Source organism: Rhizobium sp. GN54 (assembly GCF_021026345.1).
Classification (GTDB): domain Bacteria; phylum Pseudomonadota; class Alphaproteobacteria; order Rhizobiales; family Rhizobiaceae; genus Mycoplana.
This window is the reverse complement of record NZ_JAJNCZ010000001.1, coordinates 376,655-395,390: the sequence shown is the minus strand read 5'-3', so window position 1 is coordinate 395,390 and position 18,736 is coordinate 376,655. Positions and strand designations below refer to the sequence as shown.

At 65.3% G+C, this 18,736-nt stretch carries 20 protein-coding genes; 7 read left to right on the top strand and 13 right to left on the bottom strand.

Annotation, left to right across the window (positions count from 1 at the left end):
- Complete coding sequence (locus LQK81_RS01870; RefSeq protein ID WP_230802973.1) at window positions 1-690, top strand: HAD family hydrolase; 690 nt, start codon at window positions 1-3, stop codon at window positions 688-690.
- A gap of 39 nt (window positions 691-729) precedes the next feature.
- Here LQK81_RS01870 and LQK81_RS01865 read toward each other — a convergent pair whose 3' ends face one another.
- On the bottom strand, window positions 730-1,251 hold the full coding sequence (locus LQK81_RS01865) for a GNAT family N-acetyltransferase (protein ID WP_230802972.1): 522 nt from the start codon (window positions 1,249-1,251) through the stop codon (window positions 730-732).
- 272 nt (window positions 1,252-1,523) lie between these two features.
- Window positions 1,524-2,069, bottom strand: a complete 546-nt coding sequence (locus tag LQK81_RS01860) for a hypothetical protein (protein ID WP_230802971.1) — start codon at window positions 2,067-2,069, stop codon at window positions 1,524-1,526.
- A 405-nt stretch (window positions 2,070-2,474) separates the two neighbouring features.
- Here LQK81_RS01860 and thrC point away from each other — a divergent pair, with 405 nt between their 5' ends.
- From thrC to LQK81_RS01840, 4 genes are all read left to right on the top strand, one after another.
- The gene (gene thrC / locus LQK81_RS01855; protein ID WP_230802970.1) at window positions 2,475-3,872 is read left to right on the top strand and encodes a threonine synthase; all 1,398 of its coding nucleotides are present in this window, start codon (window positions 2,475-2,477) and stop codon (window positions 3,870-3,872) included.
- 20 nt (window positions 3,873-3,892) lie between these two features.
- Window positions 3,893-5,188 (top strand): M16 family metallopeptidase, encoded by a 1,296-nt coding sequence (locus tag LQK81_RS01850; protein WP_230802969.1) that lies wholly within the window; start codon window positions 3,893-3,895, stop codon window positions 5,186-5,188.
- Window positions 5,189-5,411: 223 nt separating this feature from the next.
- Complete coding sequence (locus LQK81_RS01845) at window positions 5,412-6,068, top strand: GNAT family N-acetyltransferase (protein ID WP_230802968.1); 657 nt, start codon at window positions 5,412-5,414, stop codon at window positions 6,066-6,068.
- A gap of 7 nt (window positions 6,069-6,075) precedes the next feature.
- On the top strand, window positions 6,076-8,988 hold the full coding sequence (locus LQK81_RS01840) for an EAL domain-containing protein (protein ID WP_442967048.1): 2,913 nt from the start codon (window positions 6,076-6,078) through the stop codon (window positions 8,986-8,988).
- 43 nt (window positions 8,989-9,031) lie between these two features.
- Here LQK81_RS01840 and LQK81_RS01835 read toward each other — a convergent pair whose 3' ends face one another.
- Together LQK81_RS01835 and LQK81_RS01830 are read right to left on the bottom strand one after the other, a co-directional pair.
- Entirely contained in the window at window positions 9,032-10,099 is a 1,068-nt protein-coding gene (locus LQK81_RS01835; RefSeq protein WP_230802967.1) for a zinc-binding metallopeptidase family protein, read from the bottom strand.
- A gap of 117 nt (window positions 10,100-10,216) precedes the next feature.
- Complete coding sequence (locus LQK81_RS01830) at window positions 10,217-10,822, bottom strand: YqgE/AlgH family protein (RefSeq protein ID WP_230802966.1); 606 nt, start codon at window positions 10,820-10,822, stop codon at window positions 10,217-10,219.
- 189 nt (window positions 10,823-11,011) lie between these two features.
- Between LQK81_RS01830 and LQK81_RS01825 the strand changes: the two genes are divergently transcribed.
- Both LQK81_RS01825 and LQK81_RS01820 read left to right on the top strand, forming a co-directional pair.
- The gene (locus LQK81_RS01825; protein ID WP_230802965.1) at window positions 11,012-11,848 is read left to right on the top strand and encodes a protein-disulfide reductase DsbD domain-containing protein; all 837 of its coding nucleotides are present in this window, start codon (window positions 11,012-11,014) and stop codon (window positions 11,846-11,848) included.
- Window positions 11,849-11,918: 70 nt separating this feature from the next.
- Entirely contained in the window at window positions 11,919-12,404 is a 486-nt protein-coding gene (locus LQK81_RS01820) for a peroxiredoxin (protein ID WP_230802964.1), read from the top strand.
- Between the two features lie 98 nt (window positions 12,405-12,502).
- On the opposite strand, the gene LQK81_RS01815 is transcribed toward LQK81_RS01820, so the two are convergent.
- The 9 genes from LQK81_RS01815 to LQK81_RS01775 form a co-directional block, all read right to left on the bottom strand.
- Window positions 12,503-12,880, bottom strand: coding sequence for a hypothetical protein (locus LQK81_RS01815; protein ID WP_230802963.1), 378 nt, complete (start codon window positions 12,878-12,880; stop codon window positions 12,503-12,505).
- A 66-nt stretch (window positions 12,881-12,946) separates the two neighbouring features.
- Window positions 12,947-13,387 (bottom strand): ribonuclease HI, encoded by a 441-nt coding sequence (gene rnhA, locus LQK81_RS01810; protein WP_112615298.1) that lies wholly within the window; start codon window positions 13,385-13,387, stop codon window positions 12,947-12,949.
- Window positions 13,388-13,397: 10 nt separating this feature from the next.
- Window positions 13,398-14,363: a homoserine kinase gene (locus tag LQK81_RS01805; RefSeq protein ID WP_230802962.1), complete on the bottom strand. Its 966-nt coding sequence runs from the start codon at window positions 14,361-14,363 to the stop codon at window positions 13,398-13,400.
- Window positions 14,364-14,468: 105 nt separating this feature from the next.
- On the bottom strand, window positions 14,469-14,801 hold the full coding sequence (locus LQK81_RS01800) for a hypothetical protein (protein ID WP_230802961.1): 333 nt from the start codon (window positions 14,799-14,801) through the stop codon (window positions 14,469-14,471).
- Window positions 14,802-14,811: 10 nt separating this feature from the next.
- Entirely contained in the window at window positions 14,812-15,819 is a 1,008-nt protein-coding gene (ispH, locus tag LQK81_RS01795; protein ID WP_230802960.1) for a 4-hydroxy-3-methylbut-2-enyl diphosphate reductase, read from the bottom strand.
- Between the two features lie 136 nt (window positions 15,820-15,955).
- A complete protein-coding gene (locus tag LQK81_RS01790) occupies window positions 15,956-16,699 on the bottom strand; it encodes an SURF1 family protein (RefSeq protein WP_230802959.1) in 744 nt (247 codons plus the stop codon).
- Window positions 16,692-17,099, bottom strand: coding sequence for a DUF983 domain-containing protein (locus tag LQK81_RS01785; RefSeq protein WP_230802958.1), 408 nt, complete (start codon window positions 17,097-17,099; stop codon window positions 16,692-16,694). The genes LQK81_RS01790 and LQK81_RS01785 overlap by 8 nt, the downstream gene beginning before the upstream one ends.
- Window positions 17,100-17,189: 90 nt before the next feature.
- Entirely contained in the window at window positions 17,190-18,068 is an 879-nt protein-coding gene (locus LQK81_RS01780) for a cytochrome c oxidase subunit 3 (protein WP_230804373.1), read from the bottom strand.
- 62 nt (window positions 18,069-18,130) lie between these two features.
- Complete coding sequence (locus LQK81_RS01775) at window positions 18,131-18,736, bottom strand: cytochrome c oxidase assembly protein (RefSeq protein WP_230802957.1); 606 nt, start codon at window positions 18,734-18,736, stop codon at window positions 18,131-18,133.

Sequence of the window (18,736 nt, the reverse complement as noted above, 5' to 3'; positions counted from 1 at the left end):
ATGGAAGGTTTCGACCTCATCATTTTCGATTGCGACGGCGTTCTCGTCGATTCCGAAATCATCGCGGCGGAGGTCGAATCCCGCCTCCTGACCGAAGCCGGCTATCCGATCGGCGTCGAGGAAATGGGCGAACGCTTCGCCGGCATGACCTGGCACAACATCCTGCTCACCATCGAGCGCGAGGCCTCCATCCCGCTTTCGGCAACGCTGCTCGACAAGTCGGAGAAGCTGCTCGACGCGCGGCTGGCCAACGAGGTCAAGGTGATCGACGGCGTCAAGTTCGCCCTGTCGCGGCTGCGCCGTCCCTATTGCATCTGCTCCAACTCGGCATCGCACCGGCTGGACCTGATGCTGACGCGGGTCGGGCTGAAGGAGATCTTCGCGCCGCACATCTATTCGGCCAAGGACCTCGGCCCCGACCGGGTCAAGCCGAAGCCGGACATCTTCCTGCACGGTGCGGCCCAGTTCGGCGCCGATCCGGCCCGCACGCTGGTGGTCGAGGATTCCGTGCACGGCATCCACGGGGCGCGGGCCGCCGGCATGCGCGTCGTCGGCTTCACCGGCGCCTCGCACACCTACCCCTCGCATGCCGACCGGCTGACAGACGCCGGCGCCGAGACGGTGATCTCGCGCATGAGCGACCTGCCGGGCGTGATCGCGGCACTGGCGGAGTGGCAGGAGGCGATGTGAGGGTGAGGCAGTAGGCATGTATCCCTCGGGGCGACGGAACTACCCCGCCGCAAGAGGGGCTTCCATGAAAATGAGATGGTTGTGCAGTTCGGGAGGCGCATCGTAGTAGGGCGCGATCTCTTCGAAACCGAGAGAGCGGTAGAGGCCAAGCGCCTCATCGTGGTTGCGCCCGGTATCCAGCCGCATGATGGCGTAGCCCCGCTCGGCAGCGACGCGCACGATGCTTTCGGCGAGGCGACGGCCGAGCCCCAAGCCCCGCCCCTCCGGGCTGATGAACATGCGCTTCATCTCGCAGGTGCGGTCATCGATCCGCTGCATCATCACGCAGCCGACCACCTTTCCGTTCAGGCGGGCAACAAGGATATCTCCATCCGGAGCCGCATGAATCCTCGGCAGGCTGTCCAGAAGCGCGGCCCATTGTTCCGGCGTGTAGTAGCGGTCGACGAACCAGGCGTTCTCGCCATAGCGTGACCGGCACCAGTCGAGGAAGCCGTTGCACAAGGCTCGAATGGCAGGGAAGTCGTCAGGTACGGCTGGACCGATCTGTGAGTTCTGTTCCACCTCTGCACCTCGCTCACGAGTTCTGCATCGGCAAGCGAACACTCCTTCCCGCGTTGCATGGACGCCGAAAAGAAGGCCGCGGTCGTGCTGGGCCCGAGCAATCCTGCACCGGGAGCTTGGAAATTCTTCCGCCCGGCGCCAAGTGCCCAAGCCATCATCAACTCTAGTCGAAACGCGTCTTGCGGACAATCTGCAGCAGCCTCGCCCGGCAAGCGCCGGAAGGCGCCCCAGCTATTGGCTATTGGCTATTGGCTATTGGCTACTGCCTCTCTTCACTGCGTATTGTACGGCCCCTCGTCGAAGCCGACGTAGATCTTGGAGAAGCTGCCGGCGCCGCCGGGGAGGACGACCTGTGCGTCGGTGAAGACGTATTGCGCCGTGCCTTCCGGCGGGATCGTCACGCTGAACTTGCTGAGGTTGGAATAGAGCGTCTTGCTGCCGTCGGTGGCGGCGACGCGGATGGGCAGCGTGACGGCGCCGGAGGCGCCTGCGGGACCGGAAACGACGCGGCCCTGCGCCATGACGGTGACCGTCAGGTTGCTCTCGTTCTGCACGCACTGGCGCGTGGTGGCGGACAGCGTCGCCTGGTAGAGCAGCTTTTGCGGATCGTCCTTCGCGCCGCGGGCATAGGCCCGGTGCACGGCGGTGCCTTCGCGCAGGTAGACCTGCGGGCAGGCACCCTGGATGACCGACGGCTGCGAGGCCTGCTGTCCGATGCCGCCGGCGACGCCCATTTCGCCCGGCTTGTCGGTCTGGCTGCACCCTGCGGCGATGGCGAGTAGAGAGATGCCGAGAAGGCGGCGTGTCTTACCAATCACGTGTGTCTCACCCCTGCATTCGGACTTCTGGCGCCCGCTACAACTTATAAAAAACGGGCCTTTCTCGACCCTCGCGGATGCTCTATAGCAGCGGTGCGGCAAAAAATCGATTGTCCAAAACCGGCCTTCCACTTTTTGCTGCATCGGTCCGCATGGCAGGATTCCCCTTGGAGAAACATGCGACGGAGAAGGCTTCGGGCGAGCGGCTTTGCCATCGTCCGCCGCAACGGGAACCGCGCATGCCGCCCGGTTCGGATATGTCCAGAGGGCGCGGCAGGGACCGCGACCGAACAGAAGGATGTTTCGTGACCACCGTCCTGCACAGACCGGCTCCGCCGCCCGCCATGCCCGCCCTCCAGAAGCCTGCCCATCGCAGGCCTGTCGCTCACTTTCAGGGATGATCACGTGAAGTACATTTCGACGCGGGGCGAGGCCCCTACCCTCGGCTTCTGCGATGCGCTGCTGGCGGGACTTGCCAGCGACGGCGGGCTCTACGTGCCGAAGGAATGGCCCTCGTTCTCGAAGAAGGAGATCAGGGCGATGCGCGGCATGAGCTACCAGGAGGTCGCCTTCGCCGTGCTTTCGCCCTTCGTCGGCGGCGAGATCGAAGACGAGACGCTCAAGGCGATGATCGCCGAGGCCTATGCCACCTTCCGCCATCCGGCCGTGGCGCCGCTGGTGCAGACCGGGTCGAACGACTTCATCCTCGAACTCTTCCACGGCACCACGCTCGCCTTCAAGGACGTGGCGATGCAGTTGCTGGCACGGCTTATGGACCATGTGCTGGCCGAGCGCGGCGAGCGCGCCACGATCGTCGGCGCCACCTCGGGCGATACCGGCGGGGCCGCCATCGACGCCTTTGCGGGACGCGAGCGCACCGACATCTTCATTCTCTTCCCGCACGGAAAGGTCTCGCCGGTGCAGCAGCGGCAGATGACCACGTCGAGTGCCGGCAACGTGCATGCGATCGCGGTCAACGGCAACTTCGACGACTGCCAGAACCTCGTCAAGGCGATGTTCAACGACCGGGCGTTCCGCGAGAAGATGCAGCTTTCCGGCGTCAACTCGATCAACTGGGCGCGCATCATGGCCCAGATCGTCTACTATTTCACGAGTGCCGTCGCACTCGGCGCACCGGACCGGAAGATCTCCTTCACAGTTCCCACGGGCAATTTCGGCGACATCTTCGCCGGCTTCGTCGCCAAGCGCATGGGCCTTCCCGTCGACCGGCTGGTGATCGCCACCAACGACAACGACATCCTGGCGCGCACGCTCAAGACCGGGCGCTACGAGATGCGCGGCGTCATCGCCACCACCTCGCCGTCGATGGACATCCAGATCTCGTCGAACTTCGAGCGGCTTTTGTTCGAGGCCCATGGCCGCGATCCGCAGGCGGTCCGCTCCGCGATGGACAGGCTCAAGCAATCGGGCGCCTTCGAGATCGGCGAGAAGGCGCTGAAGACGATCCGCAAGGAATTCCGCGCCGGCCGCGCGACGCAGAAGCAGGTCGCCGCGACGATCGCCGAAACGCTTGAAAAGACCGGCTACCTGCTCGATCCGCACACGGCGACCGGCGTCTTCGTGGCGGCGAAGAACGCCCGCGCGGCGAGCCCGATGGTCACGCTTTCGACCGCCCATCCGGCCAAATTCCCCGCCGCGGTAAAATCGGCCAGCGGTATTGACCCGGCGCTTCCGTCGTGGCTTGCTGGCATGATGCAAAGGGAGGAGCGGTTCGAAATCCTGGATCCGGAACTGGATACCGTTGAAGCCTTCATCGGCAGACACTCCCGAATTCGGGCTTAGCGATCGCGGAAAGTCGGAACATGAAAGTTGAGTGCACCAGGCTGCCGTCAGGTCTGACGGTCGTCACCGAGACCATGCCGCATCTGGAGAGCGTCGCCCTCGGCGTGTGGATCAAGTCCGGCTCCCGAAACGAGACCACCGACGAGCACGGCATCGCCCACCTGCTCGAGCACATGGCCTTCAAGGGCACGGCGCGCCGCACTGCCCGCGAGATCGCCGAGGAGATCGAGAACGTCGGCGGCGAGGTCAATGCCGCCACCTCCACCGAGACCACCTCCTACTACGCCCGCGTGCTCAAGGACCACGTGCCGCTCGCCACCGACATCCTCGCCGACATCCTGACGGAATCGGAATTCGACGAGGAGGAACTGTCGCGGGAAAAGCACGTCATCCTGCAGGAGATCGGGGCGGCCAACGACACGCCTGATGACGTGATCTTTGACAAGTTCTCCGAGGTCGCCTATCGCGACCAGACGATCGGCCGGGCGATCCTCGGCACGCCGGAGACGGTGCTCTCCTTTCAGCCGGCGCAGATCCGCAACTATCTCGGCCGCAACTACACGACCGACCGCATGTTCGTGGTCGCCGCCGGCGCGGTCGAGCACGACAGCTTCGTCAAGGACGTCGAGAAACGCTTCGCGGCGCTGCCGCAGACCCCATCCGCGCCGCCGGTGCTCGAGGAAGCCCACTATACCGGTGGCGACGTGCGCGAGACGCGCGACCTGATGGACGCGCAGGTGCTGCTCGGTTTCGAGGGCAAGGCCTATCATGCGCGCGACTTCTACTGTTCGCAGATCCTGGCCAACATCCTCGGCGGCGGCATGTCCTCGCGGCTGTTCCAGGAGGTGCGCGAGCATCGCGGGCTTTGCTATTCCGTCTATGCCTTCCACTGGGGCTTTTCCGACACCGGCATCTTCGGCATCCATGCGGCGACCGGCGGCGAGAACCTGCCGGAACTGGTGCCGGTGATCGTCGAGGAACTGCGCAAGTCGGCCGACCGGATCGACCAGCAGGAGATCGACCGGGCCCGCGCCCAGATCCGCGCGCAGCTTTTGATGGGCCAGGAAAGCCCGGCGGCCCGCGCCGGCCAGATCGCGCGGCAGATGATGCTCTACGGCCGGCCGATCCCGAACGACGAACTGATGGAGCGCCTCGAAGGCATCACCGTCGATCGGCTGACCGACCTCGCCGGCCGGCTGTTCTTCGACACCCACCCCACCCTTTCGGCCATCGGCCCGCTGGAGCAGCTCGCTTCCGCCAGCGACATCATCGGCTCGCTGACCCGCAGCGCCCTGCCGCAGCGCGCCGCAGGCTGAGGCGCCGCCTCCGGGCCGGCAGTCGTCACGACAGGACCTGAGAGGACCGTCGCGGATCACCCCGCGACGGTCCTTTGACGTCATGCGCCGGCGACCGCCTACGGGAGGCCGTGCCCAAACGAACGACGGCGAGGGCGCAGGGCAACATCCGGTTTGACGGGATCGCCGGCATTGTCCTAGTGTTGGACACAAGGCGGCGCGGTCGGCGCAACGGAGAGAATGCATGGCACGATCGGTCTTTCGGTTCCTGTCGCGGCAGTCCGACACCGTGACGCTCGAAAGCGAAACGCATTTCCTGCGCCTTCCGCGATTTGCCGATTATCGCCAGTGGTATCCGCTTCGCTCCGAAAGCAGGCGTTTTCTCGAGCCCTGGGAGCCGACCTGGCGCAACGACGAGCTTTCCGAGAGTTCCTTCCGTGCCCGCGTCGTGCGCAACGAGCAGGAATTCGCCAGCGGCCAGGCGCTGCCGCTGTTTCTCTTCCTCAAGGCCGAAGAGCAGCAACTGCTTCTGGGCGGCCTGACGATCGGCTACATCCGCCGCGGCGCCTCGCAATGCTGCATGGTGGGCTACTGGATGGGCGAGCGCCATGCCGGCTGCGGCCACATGCTTTCCGCCCTGAAACTGGCCATCCCCTATATCTTTGGGGAGCTTCAGTTGCACCGTATCGAGGCAGCCTGTATTCCTGACAACGAGCGGAGCATCCGCCTCCTTGAAAAGGCCGGCTTTCAGCGCGAAGGCTACCTGAGGGAATATTTGAAGATAAACGGGGAGTGGCGCGACCACGTGATGTATTCGCTGCTGGCAGGGGACAGGGCCCAGCCGCGAATTCTGGCCGCGCCGGAGAGAGGGCTGCTGGACCCGCAGACGACAGGAAATTAGCGTTCCAATGACAATCCGTTTCGTGCCGACACTGCTGTTCGTCAGCCGGGTGCTCGCCCTTACCCTTCTGGCGGCGCTCTCGCTGGTCGGCCCGCTCGTGTCGACCGCGCAGGCGGTCGAGCCGGTGCAGATCTCCCGCGACGACACGGCACTCGACCTGACGGCGACGACGGAGATCTATACCGGGCGCGGCGACGCCTTCCAGGTCTCCACGGCGCCGGGCACAGACGGCATCGTGCGCCGCATCGAGGTGCGGGCGAGCAACCCCTCGCACGAGGGCGACTGGGCGGTGTTCGCGCTCGCCAACATCTCCGAGGAGCAGATCGACCGCGTGATCGTCGCGCCGCATTTCCGGCTGGTGCGCTCCAAGCTGTTCTGGCCCGACCTCGGCTCGCAGCGCATTCTCTCCATTACGCCCAGCGAAGGCTTCGCCCTCGACCGCCAGCAGAGCGAGGAGGCGGACGTGTTCCGCATCACGCTGAACCCGGGCACGGTCGTCACCTTCGTGGCGGAACTGGCGACGCCGGACCTTCCGCAGATCTACCTGTGGGAACCGGACGCCTACAAGGACACGGTCAACGCCTTCACGCTCTATCGCGGCATCGTGCTCGGGATCGCCGGCCTGCTCGCGGTGTTTCTCACCATCCTGTTCGTCGTCAAGGGCACCTCGATGCTGCCGGCGACGGCCGCCCTCGCCTGGGCGGTGCTCGGCTATATCTGCGTCGATTTCGGCTTCCTGTCGAAGCTCATCAGCATCACCGCCGGCGACGAGCGGATATGGCGGGCGGGGACGGAGGTTTCGCTCGCCGTCGGCCTCGTCGTGTTCCTGTTCACCTACCTGAACCTGAACCGCTGGCACGCCCACCTCTCCTACGCCACGCTCGCCTGGATCCTCGGCCTCGGGCTGCTGTTTGGGGTGGCTGTGTACGACCCGCCGATCGCCGCCGGCATCGCGCGTCTTTCGTTCGCGCTGACGGCTTCCGCCGGCATCATCCTGATCGCCTATCTCGGCTTCAACCGCTACGACCGGGCGATCCTGCTCGTGCCTGCCTGGGCGCTGATCCTCGTCTGGCTGTTCGGCGCGTGGATGACGGTGACCGGGCGGCTCGACAACGACATCATCCAGCCCGCACTCGGCGGCGGCCTGGTGCTGATCGTGCTCCTGATGGGGTTCACGGTGATGCAGCACGCCTTTGCCGGCGGCGCCTACCAGCAGGGCCTGTTCTCCGACCTCGAGCGCCAGTCGCTGGCGCTGACCGGTTCGGGCGACACGGTGTGGGACTGGGACGTGGCGCGCGACCGCGTCGTCACCATTCCCGACATTTCCGCCCAGCTCGGCCTTTCGCCCGGCGTCATGCACGGGGCCGCCCGCAACTGGCTGCCGCGGCTGCACCCCGACGACCGCGACCGTTTCCGCGCCACGCTCGACGTGCTCCTGGAGCACCGCCGCGGCCGGCTGAACCACCAGTTCCGAGTCCGCGCCGAGGACGGCCACTACCACTGGCTGGCGATCCGCGCCCGGCCGGTGCTGGGCGCCAATGGCGAGATCATCCGCTGCGTCGGCACGATCGTCGACATCACCGAGCAGCGCAATTCCGTCGACCGGTTGCTGCAGGACGCGCTGCACGACAACCTGACCGGCCTGCCCAACCGCCAGGTGTTCCTCGACCGGCTGCAATCGGTTCTGTCGATCGCGGGTTCCGGCGAGGCGGTACGCCCGACGGTGCTGGCGATCGACATCGACCGCTACAAGCAGGTGAACGACGCGCTCGGGATCGCCGCCGGCGACAACATCCTGGTAGCGCTGTCGCGGCGCCTGCGCCGGCTCCTGAAGCCGCAGGACACGCTATCGCGGCTTTCCGGCGACCAGTTCGGCCTGATCCTGCTTTCGGAGCGCGATCCGGCCAAGGTCGCCGATTTCGCCGATGCGGTCTCCAAGGCGATCACCGTGCCGATCAACTTCGCCAACCGCGAGATCATCCTGACCGCCTCGATCGGCCTCGTCTCCTGGCTCGATCAGCAACAGGACGCGGCAAGCCTGCTCAACGACGCCGAGCTTGCCATGTACCGGGCGAAGAAGGCCGGCGGCAACCGCGTCGAGCCGTTCCGCCCGGCCTTCCGCACCATGGGCACGGACCGGCTGCAGATGGAGACGGACCTGCGCCGCGCGATCGAGCGCAAGGAGCTTTCCCTCGTCTACCAGCCGATCGTGCGGCTGTCGGATGCGGAGGTCGCTGGTTTCGAGGCGCTGATGCGCTGGGAGCATCCCAAGCGCGGCAGCATCTCGCCGGAGGAATTCATCCCCGTCGCCGAGCAGTCCGACCTGATCAGCCAGCTCGGCGCATTCGCCTTCGACAAGGCGGCAAGCGACCTTATGGACTGGCAGTTGCAGACCGGCGACCTGCCGATCTTCGTCTCAGTCAATCTTTCGAGCGCGCAGCTCCTGAACAACGAGCTCTACAACGACGTCCGCGCCGTGCTGTCCAAGACGCGCTGCGAGCCGCACAAGCTGAAGTTCGAGCTGACGGAATCGGTCGTCATGGAAAACGCCGAGCAGGCGCGGCTCGTGCTCAACAAGCTGCGCGAGGCCGGGCTCGGGCTGGCGCTCGACGACTTCGGCACCGGCTATTCCTCGCTCGCCTATCTCACCCGCTTCCCCTTCGATACGATCAAGATCGACAAGGCGCTGGTGCGCGACAGTTCCGACAAGCGGACCGTCCTGCTGCGCTCGGTGATCTCGATGGCGCGGGAGATGGAGATGCAGGTCGTCGCCGAAGGCATCGAGACCGAGGAGGACGCGATCGAACTCGGGCGGATGGGCTGCGAATACGGCCAGAGCTACCTGTTCGGCCCGCCGATCAACTACGATTCGGTGCTGCGGCTTTTGAAGGAACGATTTCCCCTGATGAAGCGCGCCTGAGCGCGCTCACGCCCTGCCCCTCGCAGTCCGCCTCGTGCTGCGGTCAGCGGTGCGCCCTGGCGACGATGCCGCGGATGAATTCCAGCTTCTCGACCACCGGCTGGGAGAGAACGAAGGGATAGCTGTCCGGCTGTCCCATGGAGCGCTGGATCTCGTTGACGGCGACGCTGAGCGGGATCCAGGCATCGACCAGCCGGTCGGCGCTGATGACGCGATAGGGGTCGAAATCGACCGTCGCCTCCAGTTCGTCGTTCCCTCCCCGCGGATCCGTATTGAGCCCGAAGGCGCGGGCCGTCTCCAGCGTATCGACGATGTGCAGATAGTGCGCCCAGCATTCGGCGAAGTCTTCCGCCGCATGCGCGCTGGCATAGGTGCTGATGAAGCGCTGCTGCCAGTCGGGCGGCGGGCCGGCCTGGTAATGACGCTCGAGTGCCGCGCCATAGTCCTCGCGCTCGTCGCCGAAGAGTTCGCGGGCGCGCGCGAGGTCGGCCTCGTCGGCAAGAAGCTGGCCCCAGTAGAAATGGCCGATCTCGTGTCGCAGATGGCCGAGCAGCGAACGGTAGCGCTCGTCCATGGCGACGCGCACGGCTTCGCGCACGTCGTCGTCGGCCTCCGCCGCCCTGAGGCTGATCAGTCCGTCCTCGTGGCCGGTCATCGCCGGCACGACATTGCCGTTCGCATCGACATCGTCGGCGAGGAAGTCGAAGACCAGCCCGCCGTCGGGCTGCTGCTCGCGGGTCGGATGCGGCAGGTTCCAGCGCAGCAGCGAATAGAACAGGTGGTGCTGTGCGGCCGAGATCCGCCGCCAGCGCTCCAGCCCGACCGGATCGGTGGTCGGCACGATGCGGTTATGGATGCAGACGGCGCAGAAGGCGTCGCCGCTCTCGACCGGCACCAGCCAGTTGCAGACGTCGATTGCGGCATTGTCGCAGAAGCGGAAGCCCTGGCCCGCGCGGCCCTCGATCTCCCATGTCCCCTCCTCCGCCATCGGCGCCAGCGCATGGAGGCGCATGTCGCCGACATCGAAGCCGAGCCGGGAGCCGCAGCGCACGCAGGCGCGATTGCCGAAATGCAGGGTCTGCCCGCAGGATTCACATTGGAAGAGACGCATGGCGACCTCCGGGCACGATTGCTGTCGGAAAGGGTCCGCGCACAGCGCCCATCGACCGGACAGGTTCCGCCGCGGCGAACCGGGAACGCCTTGGGAGCCCGGAGGCGCGCAAGACGCTCAGGCGTGCCCGGCTTCCATGGACAGCATGGCCGGGGTGACGCCCATCAGCGCGAGCGCACGGTCGTACTTCGCCTCGACCGGCGTGTCGAAGATCAGGTCTTCGGATGCCGGGCAGGTCAGCCAGCCGTTGGAGACGATCTCGTTCTCCAGCTGCCCGGCGCCCCAGCCGGCATAGCCGAGCATCAGCAGCCCGCGTTTCGGCCCCTCGCCGCGCGAAATGGCGCGGACGATGTCGAGGGTGGCCGTCAGGCTCATATCGTCGCTGACCGGGATGCTGGATTCGGACGAATAGTCGTCTGAGTGGAGCACGAAGCCCCTGCCGCTCTCGACCGGGCCGCCGGAGCGGATTGGGAAATCGATGGTGCGTGACGGCAGGCGGATCACCTCGTCCTCCTCGACCAGCTGGAGGTGCAGCAGGACGTCGGTGAAGCTCATCTGCTGCGGGCGGTTGATGACGAAGCCCATGGCCCCGTCGTCGGAATGGGCGCAGATATAGACGACGGTGCGCTCGAAATTCTTGTCGAGCATGCCCGGCATGGCGATCAGGAATTGACCGTCAAGAAAGCCCCGTTCTCGTCTGTTTTTCAGGACCGACATCGCCATAATGCAAACAGCCTATCAATTCGCACCGAAATGAAAAGCGCCTTCTGGTCGCTCCGACGCTTTTGTTCGACGCTGCGGGAGGAACATTGTAAAGAACTGGGACAGCGGCTTCACCATTCAAGTGAGCATCTTCGAAAAGGCCGGCCGGAGCCACGCAATCGCCGCCGTGAACGCATAGATCGTGATCCCATGACAGGTTTTCAGACAGGCTTTCGCTTCCCTCTCCTTGCCCTCGCGCTGCTGGCGATCTCGCCGGGGGCGGGCTCGGCTGCAACCTCACCCTGGGCGGAGACGGAGGGCGGCCGCGTCAGGCTGATCGTGCTGCCGGAGGAGGCGGACGGGCGCATTCCCGCCCTCCTCGACATCGAGCTGCAGCCGGGCTGGAAGACCTACTGGCGCGATCCGGGCGAGAGCGGGATCTCGCCGACGGTCACGATGGCGCCGGAGAGCGGGCTGGTCGTGGAGGCGATCCGCTTTCCCCTGCCCAAGCGCTTTTCCGACGGCTTCACCGCCTATACCGGCTACGACCGCTCGCTCGCCCTGCCGCTGACGCTGAAGCGGCAGCAGGCGACGCAGGGCGATCGCATCACGGCCTCGGTCTTCCTCGGCGTCTGCGAGAACATCTGCATCCCGCTGCAGGCGGAGCTTTCGGTGGACATGGCCAAGGTGTCCGTCGCCAACCCGATCGAGGCCGCGATGGCGGCGGCTGCCGAGGCTGCCCTGCCGGCGGCTGCCTCGCCCGACTTCGCCGTCACAGAGGCCCGCTGGAACACCGAGGGCAGCGCCCTTTCCGTCACCTTCACCGCGCCGGAGCCTTCGGCGGAGAAGCCGCTGCAGGTGTTCGTTTCCGGGCCGGAGGGCTTCCAGTTCGAGACCGGGGCGGCACCGGTGCGCAGCGGCGAGTCCTACCGCGTTGACGTCCCGCTGCGGCACAAGCCGAAGGCGGCCAGCCTCGATGACGCTGCCCTTCTCTTCACCGCCGAGAGCGGCGGCCGGGCGATGGAAATGCCGCTTGTCATCGACTGACCAGCGCCTATTATCCGCGGCCGACCGCCGGCGCAATTCGCGCGGCGAAGACAAGCCAAGGAGAACGATCGTGACGATTGCCGTAGGAGAGAAACTGCCCGACCTGAAGCTCAAGGAACCGACCGCGGACGGCCCGGCGGAGGTCTCGACCGGCGATCTGTTCAAGGGCAAGCGCGTCGTGCTCTTCGCCGTTCCCGGCGCGTTCACGCCGACCTGCTCGCTGAACCACCTGCCCGGCTATCTGGAGAACCGCGACGCGATCCTCGCCAAGGGCGTAGACGAGATCGCCGTCATCGCCGTCAACGACCCGTTCGTCATGACCGCATGGGCCAAGGAGACCGGCGGCCTCGGCAAGATCCGCTTCCTCGCCGACGGCAGCGCCCAGTTCGCCAAGGCTGTCGGCCTCGACATCGACCTCACCCCCAACGGCCTCGGCGTGCGCTCCAAGCGCTACTCGATGCTGGTCGAGGACGGCGTGGTCAAGACGCTCAACATCGAGGAAAGCCCCGGCCAGGCGACCGTCTCGGCGGCGGCGGCGATGATCGGGCAGCTCTAAAAACCGAGCTCATCTGGCGGTAAAATTCCTCCTGCCGCGAAAGACGCAAGATGCGTCACGCGGCGGGAGCGACCGGTCCCCCATTCTCGTTTCGACCGTTAGGCAATATGCGAAAGCGCCGCCCGGTAGTCTTCTTCGCGATTGCACCAGATGACGGCGAAACAGGACGTCCAGCCCTTCAACTTCATCGCGGCATGGCGGTGGTTTCCGTCGCGGACAAGAAGACGCCCCCCTTGCCATTCGACGATCAGGGGCGGCAAGCTTTCCGCATCGACGAGGCCGTCGGAAATGACGTCGATCCGCTCGCTCCACACATCGCCGGGGACACGATAGGCCATTCCGGCCTCCGGTCCGCAACAGCGCTCCAGCCGTGAAAGCTCCAGGGAGACGGGACCGATCCAATGGCGCTCCTGAAGCAGGAGCCCGTCGCGAAGCCCATGGTTCGCCCAGTAGCCGCTTGCAAGATAGTCCAGCACCCAACACTGCAGCCGGCCTGACCGGGCACTCTCCGCGCATGCTTCGAGGTCAAACATCGTGCGCTCTCACCGCTTCTTGAACGGCTCCATGCCCATGCGCGCGAGTTCGTCGGCCCGTTCGTTTTCCGGGTGGCCGGCGTGGCCCTTGACCCAGTGCAGCGTCACCTTGTGGCGGCGGCGGGCTTCGTCGAGGGCCTGCCAGAGCTCGCCGTTCTTGACCGGCTTCTTGTCGGCTGTCTTCCAGCCGTTCTTCTTCCAGCCGTGGATCCACTTCTCGATGCCGTCCATGACGTATTTGGAGTCCGTGTAGAGATCGACCTCGCAGGGCGCCTTGAGAGCGTCGAGCGCGGAGATCGCGGCCAGAAGCTCCATGCGGTTGTTGGTCGTCTGCGGCTCGCCGCCGGAGAGCTCCTTCTCGACCTCGCCATAGCGCAGCACCGCACCCCAGCCGCCCGGCCCCGGATTGCCCGAGCAGGCCCCGTCGGTGAAAATATCGACATGCTTCATCTGTGCACCGTCATCGCACAAGGCCGTATTCTTCCGCCGACTTCACCTGGCGATGGAAGCGCAGCTTCCTCAGGTATTCGAGCGGATCCTTCTTCACGACGAGCGCGCCCGGCGGTGTCGTCAGCCAGTCGTAGAGGCGCGTGAGGAAGAAGCGCAGCGCCGAGCCGCGGGCGAGCAGCGGCAGCGAGCGCAGTTCTGCGCCGTTCAGCGGCCGCACCTGCTCGTAGCCATCCAGCAGCGCCATGCCCTTGGTCAGGTTGAACGAGCCGTCCTTCTCGAAGCACCAGGCGTTGAGGCAGATGGAGACGTCATAGGCAAAGGTGTCGTTGCAGGCGAAGTAGAAATCGATCAGGCCGGAGAGCTGATCGCCGATGAAGAAGACGTTGTCGGGGAAGAGATCGGCATGGATGACGCCGTGGGGCAGCGTCTTCGGCCAGTGGCTTTCGAGGAAGGCCAGTTCCTCGGCAATCTCGTCCTGCAGGCCTGGCTCGACCTCGTCGGCGCGGGCGGCGGACTTGTCCCAGAGCGGCCGCCAGCCGTCGACGGAGAGCGCATTCCTGCGGGTGAGCTGGAAGCCCGCGCCCGCGACATGCATCTCCGCCAGCGCCCGGCCGACCTCGCGGCAGTGCTTCGCCGCCGGCTTGCGCAGCCACATGCCCTCGAGAAAGGTGATCATGGCGGCGGGCCGGCCGGAAAGCTCGCCCAGCAACGCGCCGTCCTTGCGCGACAGCGGCAGCGGGCAGCTCAGGCCGCGATCGGCCAGATGATGCATCAGGCCGAGGAAGAACGGCAGGTCCTTCGGATCGACGCGCTTTTCGTAGAGCGTCAGGATGAAGGCGCCCTTGGTCGTGTGCAGCAGGAAATTGGAATTCTCGACGCCCTCGGCGATGCCCTTGTACGAGAGCAGCGTCCCCACCTCGTAGTCGGTCAGGAAGCGGGCGAGGTCGTCCTCGGTGATATCGGTATAGACTGCCAACGAGCCATTTCCCTTTACATTCCAGGCAAGTCACCGGCCAGTGACATTGCCAAATTTCCTATCGGCTGATTGCGCAAGCAAACGCTTGGAATCGTGAGCAGCACCCTACCTTTCCAATAAGACCGAGATGAAGACTACGGCTATGAAGTAGAAGAAGCATGCAAAGAAAAATTTCCAAGCTGTCCAGATTCGCTTTCGAGCCGTCGCCGTCTGCGCGTCGATGAGCGGACTGAACGTCGCCTCCAGTTTCTGTGCCTCGCTCTCCCCCCAGCGTTGTGTTGATCCGCCGGCCATGAAGCGTCGAACCAAGCCTTTGAAGAACAGATACTGAGTGCCACCGATCGCGACGACAAACGCGCATGTCATGACCAGAGCCACAGTTGCGTTGGCGAGGAAGAGCATCCATTGCCAAGACGTGAAGTCAGAATCAGCTCCCACTAACCCCATCCTATTCGCCGTTGACGAAGGCCATGTCGGCCGTCGTCAGTTCGACGTTGCGCAGTTCGCGGTTCACGAGGAAATTCTCCGTCTCCTCCACCGTGTCGGCCAGTTCGACCGTGGTGTCGTAGCGGGCGCGGAAGGCCTCGATGATCTCGTCGACGATAACTTCGGGGGCCGAAGCACCCGCCGACAGGCCAACGGTACGGATTTCGCCCAGCCCGTTCCAGTCGATTTCGGACGCGCGCTGGACAAGCAACGACTTTCTGGCCCCTGCCCTGAGTGCGACCTCGACGAGGCGCTTGGAATTGGACGAATTCGGTGCGCCGACGATGAGGAAGAGGTCGCAGCCGGGGGCTGCCTGCTTGACCGCCTCCTGCCGGTTGGTGGTGGCGTAGCAGATCGAATCGGCCGCCGGCGCCGTCAGGTTGGGAAAGCGCTCCTTCAGCCGCGCGATCACGCCGGCCGTGTCGTCCACCGACAGGGTGGTCTGGGTGACGAAGCCGAGATTGTCGGGATCGGCCGGCACGTAGACGTCGGCATCCTCGATCGTCTCGACGAGCGAGACGGTGCCTTCCGGCAGTTGCCCCATCGTGCCGATCACCTCGGGATGGCCGGCATGGCCGATCAGGATGACATGGCGACCGAGGCGCTGGTGGCGCATGGCCTGCTTGTGCACCTTGGAGACCAGCGGGCAGGTGGCGTCGAGGTAGAAAAGATTGCGGGAGACGGCATCCTCGGGCACCGATTTCGGCACGCCATGGGCGGAGAAGACGACCGGCTGGGCGCGGTGCTCCTCGGGGATCTCGTCCAGTTCCTCGACAAAGATCGCGCCCTTCGCCTCCAGCCCCTCGACGACGTAGCGGTTGTGCACGATCTCGTGGCGGACATAGACCGGCGCCCCATAGGCCTTCAGCGCCAGCACGACGATCTGGATCGCCCGGTCGACGCCGGCGCAGAAGCCGCGCGGGCCGCACAGGCGGATCGTCAGGGGAGAGAGGGCAGTCGAAGAAGCCATGTCAGGATGTCACCGGTGTCTGATTGATGTAGGTGCCCGCGGGCCTTGCCGCCAGCCGTCATTCGCATCTTTGCGAAGCCACTGGCATTTATCACAAATTGACGTCGATGAAAGCGCCAAGCCGCCACCCGGCCCCTCAGCGCCGCGACCGCCAGGCATAGAGCCCCGCGACCCCCACCAGCGCCAATGCCAGTCCGTACCACGTCAATGCGTATTGCAGATGATTGTTGGGCAGGTCGAACTGGGTCACCCCGCCCATGGGAAAGCCGCCCGGATTGGGCGTGGCGTCGGCATCGACGAAGAAGGGCACGAGGGTTTCGGGCGCGACACCCGCGCTCGCCGCCATGGCGTCGAGGTCCTTCCAGTAGAACACGTTCTTGGCAAGATCGTTGTCGGGGACGAGCGAGGACGGCTTGCCTACCAACCTGTCGCGGGCAAGCCCGGTGACGGTCCGCTCGCCCGCCGCCTGCCCGTCCGGCCGCGTCGCGGGCGCCTTCAGGTCATAGGGAACGAAGCCGCGGTTGACGAAGACGGCGCGGCCGTCGGCAAGGCGCAGCGGCGTGTAGACGTGATAGCCGGATCGCCCTTCGTGTGTCGCCAGGAAATGGCGTTCCCGGTCGTTCTCGAAGGTGCCGGTCACGGTCACGGGGCGGTATTCGATATCGGCGCCGCCTGCCTTCATCGCCTCGATGGCAGAGAGCGGAACGGCGGCCTCGGTGCGCCGCTCGGCGATGTCGGCGAGCAGCTTCTCCTTCCAGGCGAGCCGCTGCATCTGCCAGGTGCCGAGCGACAGGAGCACGGCGAGCGCGGCCAGAAGGACGAGGCCGGAAAGGACCGCCTGGAGCGGGCGGCGGCCGGGCTGCCGCACCGGCTCAGCCACGGTCGCCCTCGTGATCGGTTCGGCGGTCGATCTCGCCGGGGCGGGCGTTGTTCCTGTACTGCAGCGCGATCAGCACGCCCTTGAGCATGCGCGTCAGCGCCAGACCGAAAGCGATGGCGAGCGGGATCCACAGGATGAAATGCAGCCAGAGCGGCGGGCTGTAGCTGACCTCCATCCACAGTGCCGTGCCGACGACGACGAAGCCGACGATCAAGAGCACGAACACGACAGGCCCGTCGCCGGCATCGATGAAGGAATAGTCCAGCCCGCAGGCGGCGCATCGCGGCTTCAGCTTCAGATAGCCGTCGAAGAGCTTGCCCTGCCCGCACCGGGGGCAATGGCCGCGCAGTCCGGTCGAAACCGGGTCGACGGGCGGATAGAGGGCCTTGTCTTCATTCATGTCACGCTCCATTGCGGTCGTCTGTCAACGGTCCGCGAATACGAAAACGGCCGCATTGCTGCGGCCGTCACGTTCGATCGCATCACGCCCTCACATATGGGCGACCGGTGCGCCCCATCCGCCCCAGATGTAGATGGCGAAGAAGAGGAAGAGCCAGACCACGTCGACGAAATGCCAGTACCAAGCGGCGGCTTCGAGGCCGAAATGCTGCTTGGGCGTAAACGCACCGTTGATGGCGCGAAGCAGGCAGACCAGCAGGAAGACCGTGCCGACGAAGACGTGGAAGCCGTGGAAGCCGGTCGCCATGAAGAATGTCGCGCCGTAGATCGAATCCTTGAAGGCGAACGGCGCGTGCATGTATTCGTAGATCTGCACGAAGGAGAAGAGCAGGCCGAGCAGCACGGTCAGCGTCAGGCCGTTGACCAGGCCCTTGCGGTCGTTGTGCAGGATCGCGTGGTGCGCCCAGGTCACGCAGGTGCCCGAGAGCAGCAGGATGACGGTGTTGTAGAGCGGCAGGTGCCAGGGATCGAGGACCTCGATGCCCTGCGGCGGCCAGACGCCGCCGGTGTGCTCCACGCGGGTCGCCTGGATGGCTTCGCCGGGGAACAGGCTGGCGTCGAAGAAGGCCCAGAACCAGGCCACGAAGAACATCACCTCCGAGGCGATGAACATGATCATGCCGTAGCGCAGGTGCAGGGAGACGACACGGGTGTGGTGACCCTCGTTGCCTTCCTTGATCGTGTCCGCCCACCAGCCGAACATGGCATAGAGCGTGATCGCCAGCCCGATGATCATGATCCAGGGGTTGGCCATCTCGATGCCGAACAGCTTCAGCGAACCGCCGGCGTGATAGCGCATGTAGACGATGCCGCCGAGCGCAAGCACGAAGGCGCCGATCGACGACAGGAGCGGCCACGGGCTCGGATCTATGATGTGGTAGTCGTGATTCTTCTGATGCGCATCCGCCATGTCAGTCATCCCCGAATGTCTCCATTGTCGCTTCCGGCGTTGCCGCCGGAAACGCTTGTCTCCTAGAGCTTGTCCGTATCCTTGCCGCCCGCATCCGTCACCGAAGCCACGGGCTTCGTCCTCTCATGCGGGAAGAAGGTATAGGAAAGCGTTATCGTGTGGACGTTCTTCGTCTCCACCGGCTCGACGATCGCCGGATCGACGAAGAAGAGGACCGGCATTTCCATCTCCTCGCCGGGCTCCAGCGTCGTCTCGGTGAAGCAGAAGCACTGCACCTTGTTGAAATAGGCGCCGGTCGCCTCAGGCGTGACGTTGAAGGTCGCCTGCCCGGTCGTCGCGACCGTCGAATTGTTGCGGGCACGGTAGTTCACCATGACCGTCTCGCCGATCTTCAGCTCGATCTCGCGCTGCACCGGCTCGAAGGCCCAGGGCAGGCCCGGGCCGGTATTGGCGTCGAAGCGGACCTTGATCGTCTTGTCCAGGATGACGGAGGAGGCCTGCTCGACGCGCTGCGTCGTGCCGCCATAACCCGTCACCTTGCAGAACATCTCGTAGAGCGGCACGGCGGCATAGGCCATGCCGAGCATGCCGACGACGAAGGTCAGGCACACCGCGACGACCGTCCCGTTGCCCGACTTCTTCGTCCCGCCCGTCTCGTTGCTTGCCAT